Genomic DNA, 18953 nt, shown 5'->3' on the forward strand with positions numbered 1-18953 from the left:
GTGCAGGAGCCGTCGCCCGCCCTATCGTGGGCCCATGCCACGCAACACGCTCACCCGCGAGCAGATCGTCCGCACCGCCGTCGACCTGCTCGACGAGGAGGGCCTCGAAGGCCTGAACATGCGCAACCTGGGCAAGCGCCTGGACAGCGCCGCCACTGCGGTCTACTGGCACGTCAAGAACAAGGACGACCTCGTCCTGCTCGCCGGCGACCTGGTCTGGCACGAGATCGCGCTGCCGGAGGAGCCGGCGGACCGGGCCCACTGGCGGTCCGCGGCGGTGGACCTCGCGGTCGGGCTGCGCGCGATGTTCGGGCGCCACCCCTGGCTGGTGCAGGCCTTCGGCTCCCACCTCTTCCACGGCCCCGGCAAGGCCCGTTACGACGACCACTGCCTGGCCCTGCACGAGGCCGCCGGGTTCGCCCCGGCCGACGCCGACCGGATCGCCGCCGCCGTCTTCACCCATGTGCTGGGCGGCGCGCTCGGCGACGCGGCCGCGGTCTCCCTCGACCGCCGGCTGCGCCGGGACGGCCAGGACCCGCAGGAGCAGCTCGACGCCACCATGGCCCGGGCGGTCGAGGTGGCCCGGGAGTTCCCCCGGCTGCGCGCCCGGCTCGACGGCCCCGAGGCCCTGGACTACGCGGCCGCCCCCGGGGCGGAGTTCGAGGAGGCGCTCCGGGCGCTGCTCGACGGACTCGCGGCCCGGCTCGGCGGCGGGCCGGATGCCCAGCGGTGAAAGACAGTGGTGCAGACCACTCGTTCTCGTGAATCCGCAGCCCGGGTACGGGACTTCGGTACCGATGCACCCCTACGCTGCGGCACATGGACATCGTCATCCTGCTCTTCGACGACTTCGAGCCGCTGGACGCGATCGGCCCGTACCAGGTGCTCGGCCATCTCCCGGGCGCCACGGTGCGGTTCGTGTCGGCGGGGGAGAAGGGGGTCGTGGCCGACAGCATCGGCGGGATGCGGCTGGACGTGCCCACCGGCCGGTCGGAGGTCGGGGCCTGTGACGTCCTGCTCGTCCCGGGCGGGCACGGCACCCGGCCGCTGATGACGGATGCCGCGCTCCTCGACTGGCTGCGCCGGACGCACGCGACCACCCGGTTCACCGCCTCGGTGTGCACCGGCGCGCTGCTGCTCGGGGCCGCCGGCCTGCTCGACGGCCTGGACGCCACCACCCACTGGGCGGCGGCCGGTGAACTCGCCGCCCACGGCGCCACCTACCGTCCCGAGCGGGTGGTTCGGCAGGGGCGGATCCTCATGGCGGCCGGCATCTCCGCCGGCATCGACATGGCGCTGCACCTCGCCGCCCTGCTCACCGACGAGACCACCGCCCGGGCGATCCAGCTGCACGCCGAGTACGACCCGATGCCGCCCTTCGACAGCGGGTCCTGGGCGAAGGCCTCGCCCGCCGTCCGGGAGCGGATCCGGCAGCTCGGATAGCCGTCGGACCCACCGCCGGTCAGTCGTGGAGAAAGGCCTCCCGGGCGGACGGCTCCAGCGAGCGGTCCACCGGCGGGTCGAGCCGGACCCGGCCGGCCCGCTGCCCGGTCACCAGGTCCAGGAGCCGGTACCGCTCGGCGCGGTCCTCGGCGGCACCGTGGAACATCGTCATATCGGTACCGGTGCCCGCCGGCCGGGCGGCCGGACCGCCGCTCAGAGGGTCCGGCGGTAGCGCATGACCTTCTCGCCGTCGATGCGTCGCTCGCCGACCTCGGTGAACCCGGTGCGGGTGAGCAGGGCGCGGGAGGCCTCGTTGTCCAGGGAGCTCACGGCGGTGAGCGCGCTCAACCCGTAGGCGGCGGCGGCCAGTCGGCAGACCTCTTCGACGGCGGCCCGGCCCACGCCCTGCCCGCTGTCGGCCTCGGCCACCCGGTAGCCGAGTTCGGCGCTGCCGTCGGCCACGTCCACCAGGTTGACCCGGCCGACGATCCGGCCGTAGCCGTTCAGGACGACGTGGAAGTGGCAGCGGCCCTCGGCCTGTTCGGCGAGCAGCGCGCGGTGCCGGTCGGCGAAGCCGTCGGGGGTGAAGTAGTCGTCGCCGCGGTCGGGCACCGAGGAGGCGAAGAACTCCCGGTTCTCCCGCTCGAACGCGAGGACGCCGCCCGCGTGCCCGGCCGTCAGGCGTTCCAGGGTGGGGCCGGGGCCGAGCCTCGGGGCCTCCGGGTGGTACAGCCGCTGCCGCTCGGGCACGGTCTCGGTCAGGTCGTGGCCGATGTCGTGCAGCACCTCGCCGGTGCCGACCAGGACGCCCGCGGCCCGGCCGATCCCCTTGATCACACCGCCGCGGCCGTCCGGGTCGGGGTGGGTGTACGGCAGGCCGGCGGCGAGCTCGACCGAGCGGGCGGAGATCCGGCCGAGGATCTGCGAGCCGTGGCCGAGCAGGCTGTCGCCGAGGACCTCGGCACCGTCCATCAGCCGGACCTCGTCGCCGATCCTGACGCTCTCGTGGGCCCCGGCGAGGATCCGGGTGCCGCCGTCGCCGATCAGGGAGCGGGCGCCGACGGTGATCCGGCCGCCGTCGGTGGCGCTGATCCGGGTGCCGCCGTACAGCACGTTGCCGGGGCCGACGGCGCAGTGGCTCCGCTCGTCGCACTCGACGACCACGCCCGGGTGGAGCACGTTGTCGGGCCCGAGTTCCACCCGCCGGGAGACGATCACCGAGAACGGGTCGAGCACCGCGACGCCGTGTTCGGCGAGGTCGAGCAGTTCGGCGGGGGTGAGCAGCCCGCGGTCGCGGCGCAGCCGGTCGAGGCGCGTGTGCACGGATTCGTCCGGAGTGGTCATCCGAGCATGCTTACGATCTTCGGTCGGCTTGTCCAGCAAGGCCACCGGAGCCCGCGGCCGCCGACCCCCGCACCCTCCCGAAGGAGCCCCGATGATCGGCCGGTTGCAGTGCCTCGTCCTCGACTGTCCGGACCCGGCCGTGCTGGCCCGGTTCTACGCCGGGCTGCTCGGCGGCGAGGTGGACCGCCCGGACCCGCGCTGGGCGCTGGGCGAGGGATGGTCCACCCTGCACACCCCCGACGGCCTCGTGCTCTGCTTCCAGCGCGTCGCCGATCACCGCCCGCCCCGCTGGCCGGACCCGGAGCACCCGCAGCAGGCCCATCTGGACGTCGACGTGCCGGACCTGGCCGCCGCCGACGCCGCGCTCCGGGCCCTCGGCGCAACCTTCCTCGCCGACGCCGGAGGGTGGCGGACCTACGCCGACCCGGCCGGCCATCCGGTGTGCCTGCTCCCGGAGCGCCGCTGATCCCGCCGGGGTGACGTTCGGGCCGGTTCGGCGCCGTCGGTGGGCGGCCGGTCCGGCGCGGCGCGCGGGGTGGTGCCGACGAGTGCGGTGATGTCCTCGCGGGTGGGCCCGGCGGTCTGCGCCCGCCGCAGCCGGGCCACCGACTCGGCCCGCAGTTCGGCCCGGTGGGACGGCGGCCGTCGAGCACGAACTCGACCACCGGTTGCCCTCCTGTCCTGCGACAGGAGCGCAGGACGGGCGTACGTCGGTCACGCGGCGGAACGGATGCGCGAATTGACGGACGGTCGGCGGCGGGCCGGTCAGTCGATCGTCAGCGTGTCCCCGACGCCGAGCCGTCCCGGAGCGGCGACCTCGGCGAGGGCGTCGAGCCGGGTGTCGTGGGCCTGGGCGACGGCCCGGAGGATCTCGGGCGCGTGCGGCAGGCCGGGCTGGGCGACGGTGACCATCGCGCACCGCTCGCTGGAGCGGACGAAGGCGAGCCGGGCGCCCGAGCGGGCGCTGCCCCGGGCCTCCCGGCCGAACCAGGTGTCCTCGCTGAACGGCGGGGTTCCGGGCGGGGTGCGCAGCAGGATGTTCGGGCGGAAGCGGCGGACGTCGACCAGGGCGGTCGGCGCGGCCCGGGCGACCCAGTCCAGGGTGGCGGTGGTGAGCACGCTGACCGGGAGCTGGTCGAAGTGGGAGACGGCGTCCTCGCGGGCGAGTTCGACGTCCTCGCGCTGGAGGTAGGCGCGCAGGAAGGCGGTGGGGTCGGCGACCGGCTGCCCGAGCGGGTCGAACAGCTCGGGGCCGTCGAGCCGGTGGCCGAGCCGGGAGGAGAGGCGCAGCAGGCCGTCCATCCGCCGGAAGCGGCGGGTGTTCTTGCCGGAGCCGAGCTTGCCCTGGCCGTCGCGCACGGCGTAGAGGCGGTCGCCCGCGAGCCCGCGGTCGTCCACCTCGACGGAGTCGAGCCGCTCGCCGCCGGTGGACTTCACGGGGTAGCGCCAGAGCTGCTCGACGACTCCGATGATCTCTGCCATGGCCGGACAGCGTACCGCCGTCCGCCGATGATGGTCTAGACCAAGTCTCCGAGTGGGCCGAGGGGTTCAGGCCAGCCGGGCCACCGCCCGGACCGGAGCGCCGTCCGCCGCGACCAGCCGGAGCGGGAAGAGCGACACCTCGACCGCCCGCCCGGCCTCCTGCGCCGCCAGCAGCGGCCGCAGATCGGTCAGGTTCTCCGCGATCACCCCGCCGCCCGGCGCCCCGAGCAGCACCCGGTGGGCCGCCAGCGTGGGCTCCTCGGCGGCCGGCTGGTCGTGCTCGTCGGTGAGGTCGGCGAGCAGCGCCGCCACCGCCGGGTCGCCCGGGCCGGGATCGGGGGTGGGGTCGACGCTCAGCGCGTCCACCCCGACCGTGCGGACCCCGGCCGCCACGATCGCCTCGGCGGCCCGGGCGGTCAGGGACGGGTGGGCCAGATAGGCGTCGGTGCCCCAGTGCCGCGCCCACCCGGTGGCGAGCAGCAGCACGGTGCCCTCGCCGGCCAGGGCCAGGGCGGGCGCGAGCTGCTCGGCGGTGACCTCGGCGCGCGGCTCCAGGCCGCGCAGGTCGGCCACCACGGCCGGGCCGGTGAACCGCTCCAGCGGCAGGCCGTCCAGCGTCGGCCAGGTGACGTCGACGTGGTACGGCGCGTCGACATGGGTGCCGGACTGCGAGCCGAGGTGCACGGCGAGCACGTTCACCCCGGCGGTGGCGGTGGTGAGGGCGGGCTCCAGGAGGACGGCCGGATCGCCGGGGTAGACCGGCATCGCGGTGGTCACCTGGTGGGTCAGGTCGACGAGGGTCGGGGCCATGCGGCCATCCTCCCAGGGCGGGCCGGGGCCGGGTGGGGATAGAAAGGAAGCACTATGGAAAAGCCTGAGCAGCCCGTGCGCCGCCCCTGGATCGTCGGGGTCTCCGGCGCGTCCGGCACCCCGTACGCCGCGTCCGTGATCCGTGCCCTCCTCGCCGCCGGCGAGTCCGTCGACCTGGTGGTCAGCCGCGCGGCCCGGCTGACGATCCTCGACGAGACCGGTATCGCCTTCCGGGACGCGCACTGGCGCGCCGACCTGGCGCAATGGCTGGGGACGGCGGCGGACGGCCCGGAGGACGTCCGGTACTGGCCGGCCGGGGACTTCGCGGCCGGACCGTCCAGCGGCTCGTACCCGGCGAAGGGGATGCTGGTGGTGCCCGCGACCACCGGCGCGGTGGCCGGGATCGCGCTGGGCCTCAGCAAGGACCTGCTCCAGCGTGTGGCCAGTGTCACCCTCAAGGAACGGCGTCCGCTGGTCGTCTGCGTCCGGGAGGCACCACTCAACGGGGTGACGTTGAAGCACTTGGTGGAGCTGGACGCGCAGGGCGCGGTGGTGCTGCCCGCCTCGCCCGGGTTCTACGCCGGCGGCTCCACCGTCCGCGAGCTGGTCGACTTCGTCGCCGGGCGGGTCCTGGACGCCGTCGGTGTGCCCCACACGCTGTACCGGCGCTGGGAGGGCGAGTTGGGAGGGGCGGCGCGCGCGGCGGAGCGACCGGCCTGAGGGGGAGTGAGGTGACGCAGGACGGGAGAGTATGTTCTCTGCGATATCCGGGTTGGTGCGAGCATGGCGCCTTTGAATCCGGATAATGATCTGTGGGTCTGGTGAGGTTCGGAAGGACGCGGACGGTATATGGACACGGTGGACAGACAGCTCATCCAGGCGCTCCGGGAGAACGGCCGCGCGTCCTACGCCGAGCTGGGCCGGCTGGTCGGCCTCTCCGGCCCGAGCGTCACGGACCGGATCAACCGGCTGGAGCAGGCCGGTGTGATCACCGGGTACCGCGCGACGGTCAACCCGGCCTCGCTCGGCTTCGGCGTGACGGCCCTGATCGGCCTCCAGCTGACCGACGCGGCGGACCACGAGGACGTCGCGTTCCGGCTGAAGGACCTCGGCGAGGTCGAGGACTGCTGGTTCATCGCCGGTGACGACTCGTACATGCTCAAGGTCCGGGTGCCGGACGTCGAGGGCCTGGAGTCGGCGGTGAAGCGGATTTCGGGTACGAAGGGTGTGGCCCGGACCCGGACCACCGTCGTACTCTCCACCAAGTGGGAGAGCCGGGTCAGCGAGCTGCCGTTCGCCGACGGCGAGTAACCGCCGCAGCGGGCCGACGCCGCGGCGGACAGCCGTCGCCGCGGGCGACCGCCGCGGGGCGGACCGGACGAACGAGAGCACACGGGGGAGTGGTGGACATGGCACTGGTCGGTCTGGAGGAGCTGCGCGCGGCCCGGCGGCGGATCGAGGGGGTCGCGGTGCGCACCCCGCTGGTCCCCGCGCCGTGGGCGGCGGACGGCGAGCGCCGGCTCTGGTTCAAGCCGGAGAACCTCCAGCCGACCGGGGCGTTCAAGACCCGGGGCGCCTACAACCGGCTCGCCGCGCTGAGCGAGGACGAGCGGGCCCGCGGTGTGGTCGCCCAGTCCAGCGGCAACCACGCGCAGGCGGTGGCGTACGCCGCGCAGCTGCTCGGGATCAAGGCCGTGATCGTGATGCCGGACACCTCGCCGGCGGTCAAGATCGAGGCCACCCGGTCGTTCGGCTCCGAGGTGCTGGTGGTGCCGCCGGAGCAGCGGGACGTGGTGCCCGGCGAACTGGCCGAGCGGCACGGCTATGTCTGGGTGCCCCCGTACGACGATCCGTTCATCATCGCGGGCCAGGGCACGGTCGGCCTGGAGATCGCCGACGACGCCCCGGCGGAGCTGGACACCGTGCTCGTCCCGGTCAGCGGCGGCGGGCTGATCGCCGGCACGGCGGCCGCGCTCAAGCTGACCCGCCCCGGTGTGCGGGTGATCGGCGTCGAGCCCGAGCTGGCCGCCGACGCCCGGGCCAGCCTGCGGGCCGGCGAGCGGATCACCTGGCCGGTCGCCGACACCTACCGGACCATCGCCGACGGTCTGCGCACCCCCTCGGTGGGCGTGCTGCCCTTCGAGCACATCACCGCCTACGTGGACGACATCGTCACCGTCACCGAGGACGAGATCCGCGCCACCGTGGCGCTGCTGGCCCGGCGCGGCCGGATCGTCGCCGAGCCGTCCGGCGCGGTCGCCCCGGCCGCGTACTTCCACCGGGCCGCCGAGACCGGCGGGCGGGCGGTCGCAGCGGTCGTGAGCGGGGGCAACATCGAGCCCGCGCTGCTCGCCGAACTCCTGGCCGGCTGAGCCGCGCGGGGCGGCTGCCCGCGAGTCGACGCGGGTGGGGGCGTACGCTCGTTCCGGCAACGATTCGAAGTCGGAGGAGGCGGGGCACCGCATGGACGCAGGGCTCAAGCGCGAGCTGGAGGCGAAGGTCTACGCGGGGGAGCGGCTGACCCGGGAGGACGGGATCGCGTTCTACGAGAGCGACGACCTGGCCTGGCTGGGCGGGCTCGCCCACCACGTGCGGACGGTGAAGAACGGCGATGTCGTCCACTTCAACGTCAACCGCCACCTCAACATGACCAACGTGTGCAGCGCCTCCTGCTCGTACTGCTCGTTCCAGCGCAAGCCGGGCGAGAAGGACGCGTACACGATGCGGATCGAGGAGGCCGTCCGCCTCGCCAAGGCGATGGAGGTCGACTCCCTCACCGAGCTGCACATCGTCAACGGCCTCCACCCCACCCTGCCGTGGCGCTACTACCCGCGCTCGCTGCGGGAGCTCAAGGCCGCGCTGCCGAACGTCTCGCTCAAGGCCTTCACCGCCACCGAGATCCACTGGTTCGAGCGGATCAGCGGCCTGCCCGCCGACGAGATCCTGGACGAGCTGATCGACGCCGGTCTGGAGTCGCTGACCGGTGGCGGCGCGGAGATCTTCGACTGGGAGGTCCGCCAGCACATCGTCGACCACGACACCCACTGGGAGGACTGGTCGCGGATCCACCGGCTCGCCCACAGCAAGGGCCTCAAGACCCCGTCCACCATGCTGTACGGCCACATCGAGGAGCCCCGCCACCGGGTGGACCACGTGCTGCGGCTGCGCGAGCTCCAGGACGAGACCGGCGGCTTCCAGGTCTTCATCCCGCTGCGCTACCAGCACGACTTCCACGACTCCAAGGACGGCGTCGTGCGCAACAAGCTGATGGCGCGCACCGAGATGGCCACCGGCGCCGAGGCGCTGAAGACCTTCGCGGTCTCCCGGCTGCTCTTCGACAACGTGCCGCACGTCAAGGTCTTCTGGGTGATGCACGGCGTCACCACGGCCCAGCTGGCGCTCAGCCACGGCGCGGACGACATGGACGGCTCGGTGGTCGAGTACAAGATCACCCACGACGCGGACAACTTCGGCACCCCGAACAAGCTGGGCCGCGAGGACCTGCTCGGCCTGATCCGGGACGCCGGTTTCCGCCCGGTCGAGCGCAACACCCGCTACGAGATCATCCGCGAGTACGAGGGCCCCGACCTGGGCCGCCGGGAGACCCCGCAGGCGATGCGCCTCTGACGCACGCTCCGCCGCCGCCCGGGCCCCCGCGGCCCGGGCGGCGCCTTCTTCACCGGGCCCGCACAGCCCCCGGGTTTCCCAACCCGGCCTCCGTTTGGCAGGATCGGCCACATGTCCGGTCACCGTCGCACCTCCCCGTACCCGTCGTACGAGCCGGTGCACGAGGTGCCGCAGCCGTCGTACGGCGAGCACCAGCAGGAGTACGGCCAGGATCACGGCACCGTCCACGAGGGCCAGGACCCCTGGTACGGCTACCGGAGCCTGGCCGACCACGATGTCTACGACCGGCCCTTCCAGGCGTACGCCGCCGAGCCGGCCTTCCCGGCCGACCAGCAGCCGGTGTACCGGACCGTCCCGCAGGACGGCTACGGCGGCGGGTACCAGGACCTCCACCAGGACCTCCACCAGGACGTCGGCCCGGGCCTCCAGTACGACGGCCACCAGGACGTCCACCGGGCCTCGGACCAGGACGGTTACGGGGGCGTCTACCGGACCGCCCCGCAGGACCCGGCGCCGCCGGCGGCGGCGCTGCCGCAGCAGCGGAGCGCCGCGGCCGCTCCCGGCCCCAGGGCGGCCGCCCGGGGCCACCGCCGCAAGCCCAGGAAGAAGCGCACCGGTCGCGCCGTCACCGCCGGCACCGCCCTGCTGCTGGCGGCCGCCGCCGGTTGGTACACCGTCGGCGAGGACGCCGCCAAGCCCGGGGTGGCCAGTGCCGACGGCGCCGGGGCCGAGGGTGTCGCGGCGCAGCCGACGGCCGACCGGCCCTCGCCGACCGCCGACCCGGCCGCCCGGGCCGCCGACGCCCGGCAGACCGAGACCCCCGCGGCCGACCGCAGCGAGCGCACCGACGGCTCGGTGGCCGCCATCCCGGGCCTCGGTGCCTCCTTCGCCGGCCGGATACCCGCCGGCACCAACCAGGTGGTGCTGGCCTCCGGCGAGGGCAAGGACGCCAACCGGAGCACCGTCACGCTGTGGACCCGCACCGGCGAGGGCCGCTGGCTGGCCGGCGAGACCTGGCAGGGCCACAACGCCTTCAAGGGCTGGACCACCGACCACAACGAGGGCGACCTGCGCAGCCCGATCGGCGTCTTCTCGCTCACCGACGCCGGCGGCCGCAAGGCCGACCCGGGCAGCAGGCTCCCGTACGACCGGGACTCGAACTTCGTGGTCTCCGGCCGGGGCTTCGCCGGCGAGCAGCTGGCGGGTTCCTTCGACTACGTGGTCGCGATCGACTACAACCGGGTGCCGGGCAACTCCCCGCTGGACCCGCGCCGCCCCAACGGTTCGACCAAGGGCGGCGGGATCTGGATCCACGTCGACCACGGCGGCCCGACGCACGGCTGCGTCTCGGTGCCGGAGGACAAAATGGCGGAGTTGATCCGCACTCTCGACCCGGCCGCCCACCCGGTGATCGTGATGGGGGACGCCGGCTCGCTGGCGGCCTGAGCGGCCCGGACCGGGCGGTCGTTCGTCCACGACTGTCTTTGCGCGTCCGATCGGGACCCGCCTGCCGCAACGGTCCTTGTCGGCCTCCTACAGCATCCCGGCGCGGATCCTGTAGCCGGTCGCGCCCGACTGACCAGCGGGTAACCGGGTTGAGTGGGCAGTATGACCGGTTCGCGCATCGTGGCACTCGGCCACTACCAGCCCCCCAAGGTCCTCACCAACGACGACCTGTCGAAGCTGGTCGACACCGACGACGAGTGGATCCGCAGCCGCGTCGGCATCCGGACGCGGCACATCGCGGAGGACGAGACCGTCGTCGACCTCGCCACCGAGGCGGCCCAGAAGGCCCTGGCGAACAGCGGCCGCTCGGCCGCCGAGGTCGACCTGGTCGTGGTGGCCACCTGCACGGCGGTGGAGCGCAGCCCCAACACGGCCGCCGCCGTCGCCGCCCGGCTCGGGATCCGCTCCCCGGCCGCCTACGACATCAACACGGTCTGCTCGGGCTTCTCCTACGCGCTGGCCACCGCGGACCACGCGATCCGGGCCGGGGCGGCCACCAAGGCCCTGGTGATCGGCGCGGAGCGGATGTCGGACACCCTCGACTGGACCGACCGGTCCACCTGCGTGATCTTCGGCGACGGCGCCGGCGCGGCGCTGGTCGAGGCCCAGGAGGAGGGCGCCGAGCCCGGCATCGGCCCGGTGGTCTGGGGTTCGGAGCCCGAGCGGGGCGACGCCGTGGTGATCACCGGCTGGGACCCGGTGATCAGCCAGCAGGGCCAGTCGGTGTTCCGCTGGGCGACCACGCAGATCGCCCCGCTGGCCCGGCAGGCCTGCGAGCGGGCCGGGATCGACCCGTCCGAGCTCAAGGGCTTCGTGCCGCACCAGGCCAATCTGCGGATCATCGACGCGATCGCGTCCCGGCTGGGGGTCACCGACGCGGTGGTCGCCCGGGACGTGGTGGACTCCGGCAACACCTCGGCGGCCTCGGTGCCGCTGGCCTTCTCCAAGCTGGTCGAGCGCGGCGAGCTGTCGCCCGGCGACCCGGTGCTCCTGTTCGGCTTCGGCGGCGGCCTCGCCTACGCGGGCCAGGTCGTCCGCTGCCCGTGACACCGCGGCCGGTGGGCTCCCGGGCCGCCGGCGGCCGCCGCGGGCCGCTGTAGGCCGTCGCAGGCCCCGTGCGGCCCCCGGGGCGGCGCGACATGCCTGTGGGCGGTCACCCCTTGCACGGGGTGGCCGCCCACAGGCGTGTCGTGGCGCGCAGCGGACCGCCGGCGGACCTCCCCCGAGGACACGGCCGCCGTCCGTCGTACCCCGGACAGGAGGCCGGGGCGCGCGCGAAGCGGAAGGGTGGGTCGATGCGGATCGGTCTACTTGGGCGCCTTCTTGCCGGTGACGCCCAGGTACACCAGGGGAGCGAGGTTGGGCTTGAGGTCCTTGACCTTGACGCCCCAGGAGGTGAAGGCCTTCTGGTGCTCGGCCGCCGAGGCGAGCAGCGAGACCAGTGACCCGGCTACGGCGGCCGGATCCAGTGACTTGTCGGCCTGTCCCTTCGCCTGGAGTTCCTTGACGGCTTCCGCGAGTGGCTTGGCGACCGCGTTGAGGACGGTCATGCGGATCTTGAAGAACCGCTTGTCCCCTTCGGCGGCACCGAGCGTGACCACTCGGAGAATGGCGTCGTTCTTGCGCCAGAAGGCGAGGAATCCGTCGACCAGTTCTTCCGAAGTGGTCGTGCCGGACTTCCCTGCCCAGGACTTTCCGGCCACCAGCTCTTTGAGCGTGTCGGCGTCCTTGGCCATTTCCTCGGCGATTTCGAGGACAGCGCCCTCGACATCCGGGAAGTACTGGTAGAAGGTCGCGGGGGAGGTACCCGCCATACGGGCGACGTCGATGACCTTGACGTCCCGATAGGGCGACGTGCTGAGCATCTCGCGGAGGCAGTCGAGCAGCTTCTGCCGCGTCTCCTGTCCGCGTCGCCCGGCGACGCGACCGTCGACGGTGCGAACTTGTCCTGTCATGCCGTCAGCTTACCGTGGCCCGATCTTGGCGCGATTCGGTGATGTGACAATTACTCCGCCCGGGGGTTGGTATAGGGCCTCCGGGGCCTTCGGACGGATATTCATCGGCCTCCGGAGGGCGTCATGACGCCCCCCCGTGCACCGATGACGCCACAGGGTGACGACCCCTTCGCTGAGGGGTTATCGAGTAACGGAGCGTGACGAACCGATCGGGGGTGTGAGTCGCCCCTCACGGTGGCCCCGGGCGTGTCGGGCGCAAGCCCGGTCCGGAGCGGACGTCAGGATCCGGCCGTTCCGGAGCCGCTGACCGGGTCACGGCCCCTCCCACCGGCCGGACGGCGCTCCGGGCGGGGGAGGTTGGAGATGGGCCGGGCGGCATTGGACAATCGGTCCGGCACCACGCGGTGGGTGCCCGGCACCACGCGGGCGGTGCTCAATACGGGGAGGTGGCAGCGGGTGGACCAGCTGACGGCGCACGATCCGAGGCGGATCGGGCCCTTCGAGGTGCTGGGGCGGCTCGGGGCGGGGGGAATGGGCCTGGTCTACCTGGCGCGGTCCGCGTCCGGCCGCCGAGTGGCGATCAAGACCGTGCGGGGGGAGCTGGCCGAGGACGAACTGTTCCGGGTCCGGTTCGCACGGGAGATCGCGGCCGCCAAGACGGTCGGCGGGTTCTACACCGCGGCCGTGGTCGACGCCGACGCGGACGCCCGGGTGCCCTGGCTGGCCACCGCGTACGTGCCGGCGCCGTCCCTGGAGGACCTGGTCACCGACTGCGGGCCGCTGCCGGTCGGGGCGGTGCGCTGGCTGGTCGCCGGCATCGCCGAGGCGCTGCAGTCCATCCACGCCGCCGGGCTGGTCCACCGCGACCTCAAGCCGTCCAACGTCCTGGTGGTCGAGGACGGTCCCCGGGTGATCGACTTCGGTATCGCCGCCGGGGTCTCCAGCACCCGGCTCACCATGACCAACGTCGCGGTCGGCACCCCGGCGTACATGTCGCCGGAGCAGGCCAGGGACAGCCGCGGCGTCACCGGGGCCAGTGACGTCTTCTCGCTCGGCTCGCTGCTGGTCTTCTGCGCCACCGGCCACCCGCCCTACCGGGGCGCCAACCCGGTGGAGACGGTGTTCCAGCTGCTGCGCGAGCAGCCCGACCTCTCCGGCCTGCCGGCCGAGCTGGTCGACCTGGTGCGGGCGTGCATGCGCCCGGCCCCCGAGCACCGGCCGACCCCGGAGCAGATCCAGGTCGAGCTGGCCCCGCACCTGTTCTCCCGGGACGACGCCTCGGGCGAGGCCGGGGACTGGCTGCCGCCCGACGCGCTCGCCCTGATCGAGCAGAAGCGCCGCGGCCGCCCGGCCCCCGCGGTGGCGCAGCCCCCGGCCGTCCCGCCGCAGCCGCACCTCCAGCACCAGGCCGGCCACGGGCCGGCGCCGCACTCCGTCCTGCCGCCGGTGCCGCGGCCCGGCCAGGACGACCCGCGCACCCGGCAGGTGGCCGGGCACGCGCCGCCGGCCGCCGGTCCGGTGCACAGCGCGCCGCCCGGTCCGGACACCGAGGCCGCCACCGAGAAGATCTCCGCCCCCAGCCGCCACCGCCGGCCGGTCGGCGAGGACGAGGCGGAGGTCCGGCTGCCGGGGGCCTCGGTCCGGATAGGACCCGGCCCGCGCGCCGAACAGGCCGGCCCGGGCGCGCCGCCCGCCGAGACGGACTGGGTCCGCCGGATCACCCCGCCCCCGGCCCGCGCCGCCCGCTGGCGCCCCTGGCGGTTCCGGATGTCCAACGACGTCTGGGGCACCCCCGTGGTCGCCGACGGCACCCTGTTCGTCTCCAGCTTCGAGGTGCACGCCCTGGACATCGCGTCCGGGCAGCGCCGCTACAAGACCAGGGACGTCGCCTGGGCGCTGGCCGTGGACGCCGGGCGGGTGCACGCGGCCGACGGCCCCCACCTCTACACGGTCGACGTCGCGGACGGCACCGAGCGCTGGCGGCACTCGCTGGACGGCTGGGTGTACGCGCTGGACGCGGCCGACGGCGTGCTCTGCTGCGGCGTCCGGGGCGGCGGCGTCCAGCTGCGCTCCGCGGTCACCGGCGCCGAGCTGTGGCGGGCCGACGACGCCCAGCAGGACTACGAGAACCCGCAGTCCGGGCCCGCCCTGGTGGCCGGTTCGGCCTACTACTACGGCGGTGGCCGGCTGCGCTGCGTGGATCCGCGGGGCTCCGGGCTGCGCTGGTCGGTCCCGGTCGGCGAGGACGTGCCGTCCCGCCCGGTCGAGCGGGCCGGCGTGCTCTACGTGACGGCCGGGACCAGGGTGTACGCGCTGGACGCGGCGAGCGGCGCCGAGCGCTGGCGGTTCGAGGCGCCGGTGGTGCTGTTCACCCCGCCGGCGCTGGACGCCGACGCGGTCTACGTGGCCGACTACCTGGGCACCGTGTACGCGCTGGACGCGGCCACCGGCCGGGACCGCTGGCGCGCGGCCACCGGCACCCGGCAGGGCGCCGAGCCGGTGGTGGTGGGCGACGGCACGGTGCTGGTCGGCAGCGGCGAGGTGCTGTACGCGCTGGAGGCGGCCGGTGGCCGGGAGCGTTGGCGCTACACCGCGCGGGGCGAGATCGTCGGCTCCCCGGCGGTCGCCGACGGGCTGGTCCACCTCGGCAGCCGGGACCACTCGCTGCACACCCTGGACCTGGCCAGCGGTCAGCTGCGCTGGGAACTCGGCACCAAGGGCGAGCTGACCGGCTCGCCGGTCGCGGTCGGCGGGAAGGTGTTCGTCGGCAGCAAGGACCGCTGCGTGTACGCGCTGGACGCCTTCTACGGCACGGCGGTGCCCTCGCACTGACCCGGGCGGGGCGGGGGCTGCTGCCCTCGCCCCGCCCGGTGCCGGGCGCGGACTACTTGCGGGCCTCCGGGTGGCGGCTGCACCAGCCGGCCCAGGCCGAGGCGACCATGTCCTCGACCTCGTGCCGGGCGGTCCAGTCCAGCTCGCGGCGGATCAGGTCGGCCGAGGCCACCACCCGGGCCGGGTCGCCGGCGCGGCGGGGGGTGATCTCCGGCGTTGTGTCGTAGCCGGTGACCTTGCCGATCACGTCCAGCATCTCGCGCACGCTGACGCCCTCGCCGCGGCCGATGTTGAGCACCAGGGAGGTCTCCCCGGCCGGGTCGGCGGCCAGTCGCTTCGCCGCGGCCACGTGCGCCGAGGCGATGTCGGAGACGTGGATGAAGTCGCGGACGCAGGTGCCGTCCGGCGTCGGGTAGTCGTCGCCGAACACCAGCGGGGCCTTGCCGGCGGTGAGCCGCTCGAAGACCATCGGGACGAGGTTGAAGACCCCGGCGTCGGAGAGCTCCGGCGAGGCGGCGCCGGCCACGTTGAAGTAGCGCAGTGCGACGGTGGACATGCCGTGGGCCTTGCCGGCCGCGGCGACCAGCCACTCGCCGGCCAGCTTGGTCTCGCCGTAGGGGCTCATCGGCGCGCACGGGGTCGACTCGGTGACCAGGTCGACGTCCGGCATGCCGTAGACGGCGGCGGAGGAGGAGAACAGGAAGCGCTTGACGCCGCCCTCGGCCGCGGCCTCCAGCACGGTCTGGAGGCCGATCATGTTCTCCCGGTAGTACAGGAAGGGCTGCTCGACCGACTCGCCGACCTGCTTCTTGGCGGCGAAGTGGAGGACGCCCTCCACCTGGTGGTCGCGGATCGCGGCGTCCAGTGCGGCCCGGTCCAGGGTCGACCCCTCGACCAGGACGACCTCCTTCGGCAGCCGGGCCCGGTCACCGGTGCTCAGGTCGTCCAGTACGGCCACGCGCTCGCCCGCGTCGAGGAGCTGCTGCACGACGTGCCCGCCGATGTATCCGGCACCGCCGGTGATCAACCAAGTCATGGCCGAATCCTAGGGTGTGCGGGTTTCCTGCCGGTGCCACGGGCGAGTCGGAGCCGGGCAATCGGACATTTCGGTGAAATGCTGACAAAGATCTCTGCGTCCTGTCCGAGCGGCCCCGTGCGGCCGTGTGCCGAGGAATCCGGAGGCGTCACCGGTGAACCGCAAGAAGGAGCCCACCCGTCCGATTCCGGCCGGACCGCGCCCGACCGGGCCGAAGGCCGTCGACCGGAGGCTGCTCGCGCCCGTCGCCGCGGTGGTGCTGACCGCGCTCGCGGCCGCCGGGTGCAGCAGCGGCTCGTCCTCCTCGTCCTCCTCCTCGTCGTCCGCGTCCTCCGCCGGGGCGGCCGGGTCCGCGAGCGCCTCCGCCGGGGCCTCCGGCAGCGCCGCCGCCCAGCCGGGCGGCGGCAACCAGCTCCAGTCCGACTACCAGAAGGTGATCAAGGACGTCCTGCCCTCGGTGGTGCAGATCACCACCTCCAGCGGCCTCGGCTCCGGGATCGTCTACGACGACAAGGGTGACATCGTCACCAACGCCCACGTGGTCGGCAGCGCCACCAGCTTCACGGTCACCCTGGCCGGCAGCACCAAGCCGCTGGACGCCACCCTGGTCGCGAGCTACCCGGACTCCGACCTGGCGGTGATCAAGCTCAGCAGTCCGCCCGGCGGGCTCAGGCCGGCCGCGTTCGGGGACTCCACCAAGGTCGAACTGGGACAGATCACCCTCGCCATGGGCAGCCCGCTCGGACTCTCCAGCAGCGTCACCCAGGGCATCGTCTCGGCCACCGGCCGGACCGTCACCGAGCCGCGCACCGAGGGCTCGCCGGGCGCAGTGATCGGCAACATGGTGCAGACCTCGGCCGCCATCAACCCCGGCAACAGCGGGGGTGCCCTGGTCAACCTGGACAGCCAGGTGATCGGGATCAACACGCTCGCCGCCACCGAACCGGAGGCCAACGGAGCCGCCGCCCCCGGCATCGGCTTCGCCATCCCGGCGTCCACCGTCACCAGCATCACCGATCAGCTGATCAAGGACGGCAAGGTCACCAACTCCGGCCGGGCCGCGCTCGGCATCACCGCCCGGACCTACTTCGACCAGAACTACCGTCCGGCCGGAGCCGTGGTGGTCGCCGTCGCGGACGGCGGTCCGGCCGCCTCGGCCGGCCTCCAGCCCGGGGACGTGATCACCAGGATCGGGGACACCCCGGTCGACTCGCTGAACTCGCTCACCTCCGCCCTGGCCTCGCTGGCGCCGGGAACCAAGGTCACCGTGACCTACAGCCGGGACGGCAGGAGCGCCACCGCCGAGGTCACCCTCGGCACCCTGGCGACGCCCTAGGGCGTCCATCGGCCCCCGGACGGCGGGCGCGCCCCGCACACCGCGCAAGGGTTCGCGGGGGGCCCGCCGTCCGGGACTGCATCTTCGCCCGCTCGCCTCCGGGGCGCTCTCGTCCGGTGCCGACGGTCGGCGCTCCCTCGCTCCGCTCCCTCGCTTCTCCCTTTCGGCACCGGCGCGCCCCTTCGGCTCGGGGCGGTGTTTTCGCCCGCTCGCCTCCGTGATGGGGCTCGGGGCGGTGTTTTCGCCTGCTCGCCTCCGTGATGGGGCTCGGGGCGGTGTTTTCGCCTGCTCGCCTCCGTGATGGGGCTCGGGGCGGTGTTTTCGCCCGCTCGCCTCCGGGGGCGGGCCGTCAGCGCCGGGCGGCGCGGGTGTGCCAGGGGAGCTCGACCGTCACGGAGGTCGGGCCGCCCTCCGGGCTCTCCACCAGGAACACCCCGTCCACCGCCCGCACCCGGTCGGCCAGCCCGGCCAGGCCGCTGCCCGGGTAGGGGGCCGCGCCGCCCTTGCCGTTGTCCTGGACCAGCAGCATCAGGTGGTCGCCGGCCCGCCAGACGTCCACGGTGGCGGAGCGGGCCCCGGAGTGCTTCGAGATGTTCGTCAGCAGCTCGCTCACCGTGAAGTAGGCGATGCCCTCCACCGCGGAGTCCGGTCGGCCGGTGCCGCCGTCCGGGCCCTTCAGGTCGACGTGCACCTTGACCCCCTCCGGGACCGTGCAGCGCGCGGCCACCGAGGAGAGCGCCGCGTCCAGGCCGCGGTCGGTCAGGATCGCCGGGTGGATGCCCCGGGCGAGGTCCCGCAGCTCCTGGAGGGCGAGCTTCACCTCGCCGTGGGCGTTGTCCACCATCTTCGCGGCGGCGGCCACGTCCTGCGGGGTCTCGGGCTCGCGCAGCCGCTCCTTGGCCATGCCGAGGTCCATCGCCAGCGCCACCAGCCGGGCCTGGGCGCCGTCGTGCAGATCGCGCTCGATCCGGCGCAGGTCGGCGGCGGCGGTGTCGACCACGGCGCCGCGGTCGTCCTCCAGCTCGCGCACCCGCTCGGAGAGCGCGCCCGGGGTGAGCAGGACCTCGACCAGCATCCGGTCCACCGCCGACTCGGCCCGGACCACCCAGGGCAGGGCCGGCCAGCCGACCAGGACGAAGACCAGGGTCACGGCGAAGCTCAGCAACCCCCACGGCAGCATCAGCACGTGGTAGAGCGCCGAGCGCCAGGAGAGCGAATCGGTCAGATGGGCGATCGAGAAGCCGGTGAGGCCCGGCCGGCGGGGCACCGGCTCCGGCTCGTGCACTCCCGAGCCGTACAGAGCCCGGGCCCGGCCGCGGGCGAAGCCGCCCATGCGCCGGCAGCTGGCCAGGCCGGCTGCGAGCAGCGGCAGCCCGATCACGGTGACGGACAGGGCGAGGCCGATCGACAGGGTCACGACCGTGAAGACGAACCCCGCGATCCCGACCGGCAGGTTCAGCAGCATCCGCCCGACCTGCCGCCACATCCGCGCGCCGTACAGCGGGGTGCGGCCGGCGGGCGCCGGCGTCTGCGCGCCGGTGTCCCCGGCGTGGCGGTCCTTCGACTTCATCTCGGTCTTCCG

18 protein-coding genes are annotated in these 18953 nt (G+C 74.0%); 11 read left to right on the plus strand and 7 right to left on the minus strand.

The genetic code is table 11. The features are described from left to right. The first annotated feature begins 34 nt into the window (after window positions 1-34). Together BLU95_RS22615 and BLU95_RS22620 are read left to right on the plus strand one after the other, a co-directional pair. Window positions 35-733 carry a TetR/AcrR family transcriptional regulator gene (locus tag BLU95_RS22615; protein ID WP_093861635.1) on the plus strand — a complete coding sequence of 233 codons (699 nt, stop codon included), beginning with the start codon at window positions 35-37 and terminating at the stop codon, window positions 731-733. An 86-nt stretch (window positions 734-819) separates the two neighbouring features. Next, entirely contained in the window at window positions 820-1443 is a 624-nt protein-coding gene (locus tag BLU95_RS22620; RefSeq protein ID WP_093861636.1) for a DJ-1/PfpI family protein, read from the plus strand. Window positions 1444-1462: 19 nt separating this feature from the next. Here the strand turns inward: BLU95_RS22620 and BLU95_RS42420 are convergent, their stop codons facing one another. Both BLU95_RS42420 and BLU95_RS45590 read right to left on the minus strand, forming a co-directional pair. Next, window positions 1463-1615 (minus strand): hypothetical protein, encoded by a 153-nt coding sequence (locus tag BLU95_RS42420; RefSeq protein ID WP_159424974.1) that lies wholly within the window; start codon window positions 1613-1615, stop codon window positions 1463-1465. Window positions 1616-1656: 41 nt separating this feature from the next. Further along, a complete protein-coding gene (locus BLU95_RS45590; RefSeq protein ID WP_353653503.1) occupies window positions 1657-2787 on the minus strand; it encodes a GNAT family N-acetyltransferase in 1131 nt (376 codons plus the stop codon). 91 nt (window positions 2788-2878) lie between these two features. On the opposite strand from BLU95_RS45590, the gene BLU95_RS22630 reads away from it, so the two are divergent. Beyond that, the gene (locus tag BLU95_RS22630; RefSeq protein WP_093861637.1) at window positions 2879-3253 is read left to right on the plus strand and encodes a VOC family protein; all 375 of its coding nucleotides are present in this window, start codon (window positions 2879-2881) and stop codon (window positions 3251-3253) included. Between the two features lie 299 nt (window positions 3254-3552). On the opposite strand, the gene BLU95_RS22635 is transcribed toward BLU95_RS22630, so the two are convergent. Next, the gene (locus BLU95_RS22635) at window positions 3553-4269 is read right to left on the minus strand and encodes an MOSC domain-containing protein (RefSeq protein WP_093861638.1); all 717 of its coding nucleotides are present in this window, start codon (window positions 4267-4269) and stop codon (window positions 3553-3555) included. 66 nt (window positions 4270-4335) lie between these two features. Further along, window positions 4336-5079, minus strand: a complete 744-nt coding sequence (locus BLU95_RS22640) for a cyclase family protein (RefSeq protein ID WP_093861639.1) — start codon at window positions 5077-5079, stop codon at window positions 4336-4338. 54 nt (window positions 5080-5133) lie between these two features. Between BLU95_RS22640 and BLU95_RS22645 the strand changes: the two genes are divergently transcribed. The 6 genes from BLU95_RS22645 (at window position 5134) to BLU95_RS22670 (ending at window position 11259) form a co-directional block, all read left to right on the plus strand. Further along, window positions 5134-5799, plus strand: a complete 666-nt coding sequence (locus BLU95_RS22645) for a UbiX family flavin prenyltransferase (RefSeq protein ID WP_093861640.1) — start codon at window positions 5134-5136, stop codon at window positions 5797-5799. 129 nt (window positions 5800-5928) lie between these two features. Further along, window positions 5929-6390 carry an Lrp/AsnC family transcriptional regulator gene (locus BLU95_RS22650; protein ID WP_093861641.1) on the plus strand — a complete coding sequence of 154 codons (462 nt, stop codon included), beginning with the start codon at window positions 5929-5931 and terminating at the stop codon, window positions 6388-6390. Between the two features lie 98 nt (window positions 6391-6488). Next, window positions 6489-7451, plus strand: coding sequence for a threonine ammonia-lyase (locus tag BLU95_RS22655; RefSeq protein WP_093861642.1), 963 nt, complete (start codon window positions 6489-6491; stop codon window positions 7449-7451). A gap of 91 nt (window positions 7452-7542) precedes the next feature. Continuing rightward, window positions 7543-8706: an aminofutalosine synthase MqnE gene (mqnE, locus tag BLU95_RS22660; RefSeq protein ID WP_093861643.1), complete on the plus strand. Its 1164-nt coding sequence runs from the start codon at window positions 7543-7545 to the stop codon at window positions 8704-8706. 111 nt (window positions 8707-8817) lie between these two features. Beyond that, a complete protein-coding gene (locus BLU95_RS45860; RefSeq protein WP_502689739.1) occupies window positions 8818-10152 on the plus strand; it encodes a L,D-transpeptidase family protein in 1335 nt (444 codons plus the stop codon). 162 nt (window positions 10153-10314) lie between these two features. Continuing rightward, window positions 10315-11259 (plus strand): beta-ketoacyl-ACP synthase III, encoded by a 945-nt coding sequence (locus BLU95_RS22670; protein ID WP_045937878.1) that lies wholly within the window; start codon window positions 10315-10317, stop codon window positions 11257-11259. Between the two features lie 260 nt (window positions 11260-11519). Here the strand turns inward: BLU95_RS22670 and BLU95_RS22675 are convergent, their stop codons facing one another. Then, the gene (locus tag BLU95_RS22675; RefSeq protein ID WP_030393842.1) at window positions 11520-12167 is read right to left on the minus strand and encodes a TetR family transcriptional regulator; all 648 of its coding nucleotides are present in this window, start codon (window positions 12165-12167) and stop codon (window positions 11520-11522) included. Window positions 12168-12623: 456 nt separating this feature from the next. On the opposite strand from BLU95_RS22675, the gene BLU95_RS22680 reads away from it, so the two are divergent. Next, entirely contained in the window at window positions 12624-14999 is a 2376-nt protein-coding gene (locus BLU95_RS22680) for an outer membrane protein assembly factor BamB family protein (protein ID WP_093861644.1), read from the plus strand. Between the two features lie 52 nt (window positions 15000-15051). Here BLU95_RS22680 and galE read toward each other — a convergent pair whose 3' ends face one another. Then, window positions 15052-16035 (minus strand): UDP-glucose 4-epimerase GalE, encoded by a 984-nt coding sequence (gene galE / locus BLU95_RS22685; protein ID WP_093861645.1) that lies wholly within the window; start codon window positions 16033-16035, stop codon window positions 15052-15054. A 184-nt stretch (window positions 16036-16219) separates the two neighbouring features. Between galE and BLU95_RS22690 the strand changes: the two genes are divergently transcribed. Continuing rightward, complete coding sequence (locus BLU95_RS22690) at window positions 16220-17371, plus strand: S1C family serine protease (RefSeq protein WP_502689869.1); 1152 nt, start codon at window positions 16220-16222, stop codon at window positions 17369-17371. A 349-nt stretch (window positions 17372-17720) separates the two neighbouring features. Here the strand turns inward: BLU95_RS22690 and BLU95_RS22695 are convergent, their stop codons facing one another. After that, the gene (locus tag BLU95_RS22695; RefSeq protein ID WP_093861646.1) at window positions 17721-18941 is read right to left on the minus strand and encodes a sensor histidine kinase; all 1221 of its coding nucleotides are present in this window, start codon (window positions 18939-18941) and stop codon (window positions 17721-17723) included. Window positions 18942-18953: the final 12 nt, after the last annotated feature.

This window comes from Streptomyces sp. TLI_053, from assembly GCF_900105395.1.
GTDB lineage: Bacteria > Actinomycetota > Actinomycetes > Streptomycetales > Streptomycetaceae > Kitasatospora.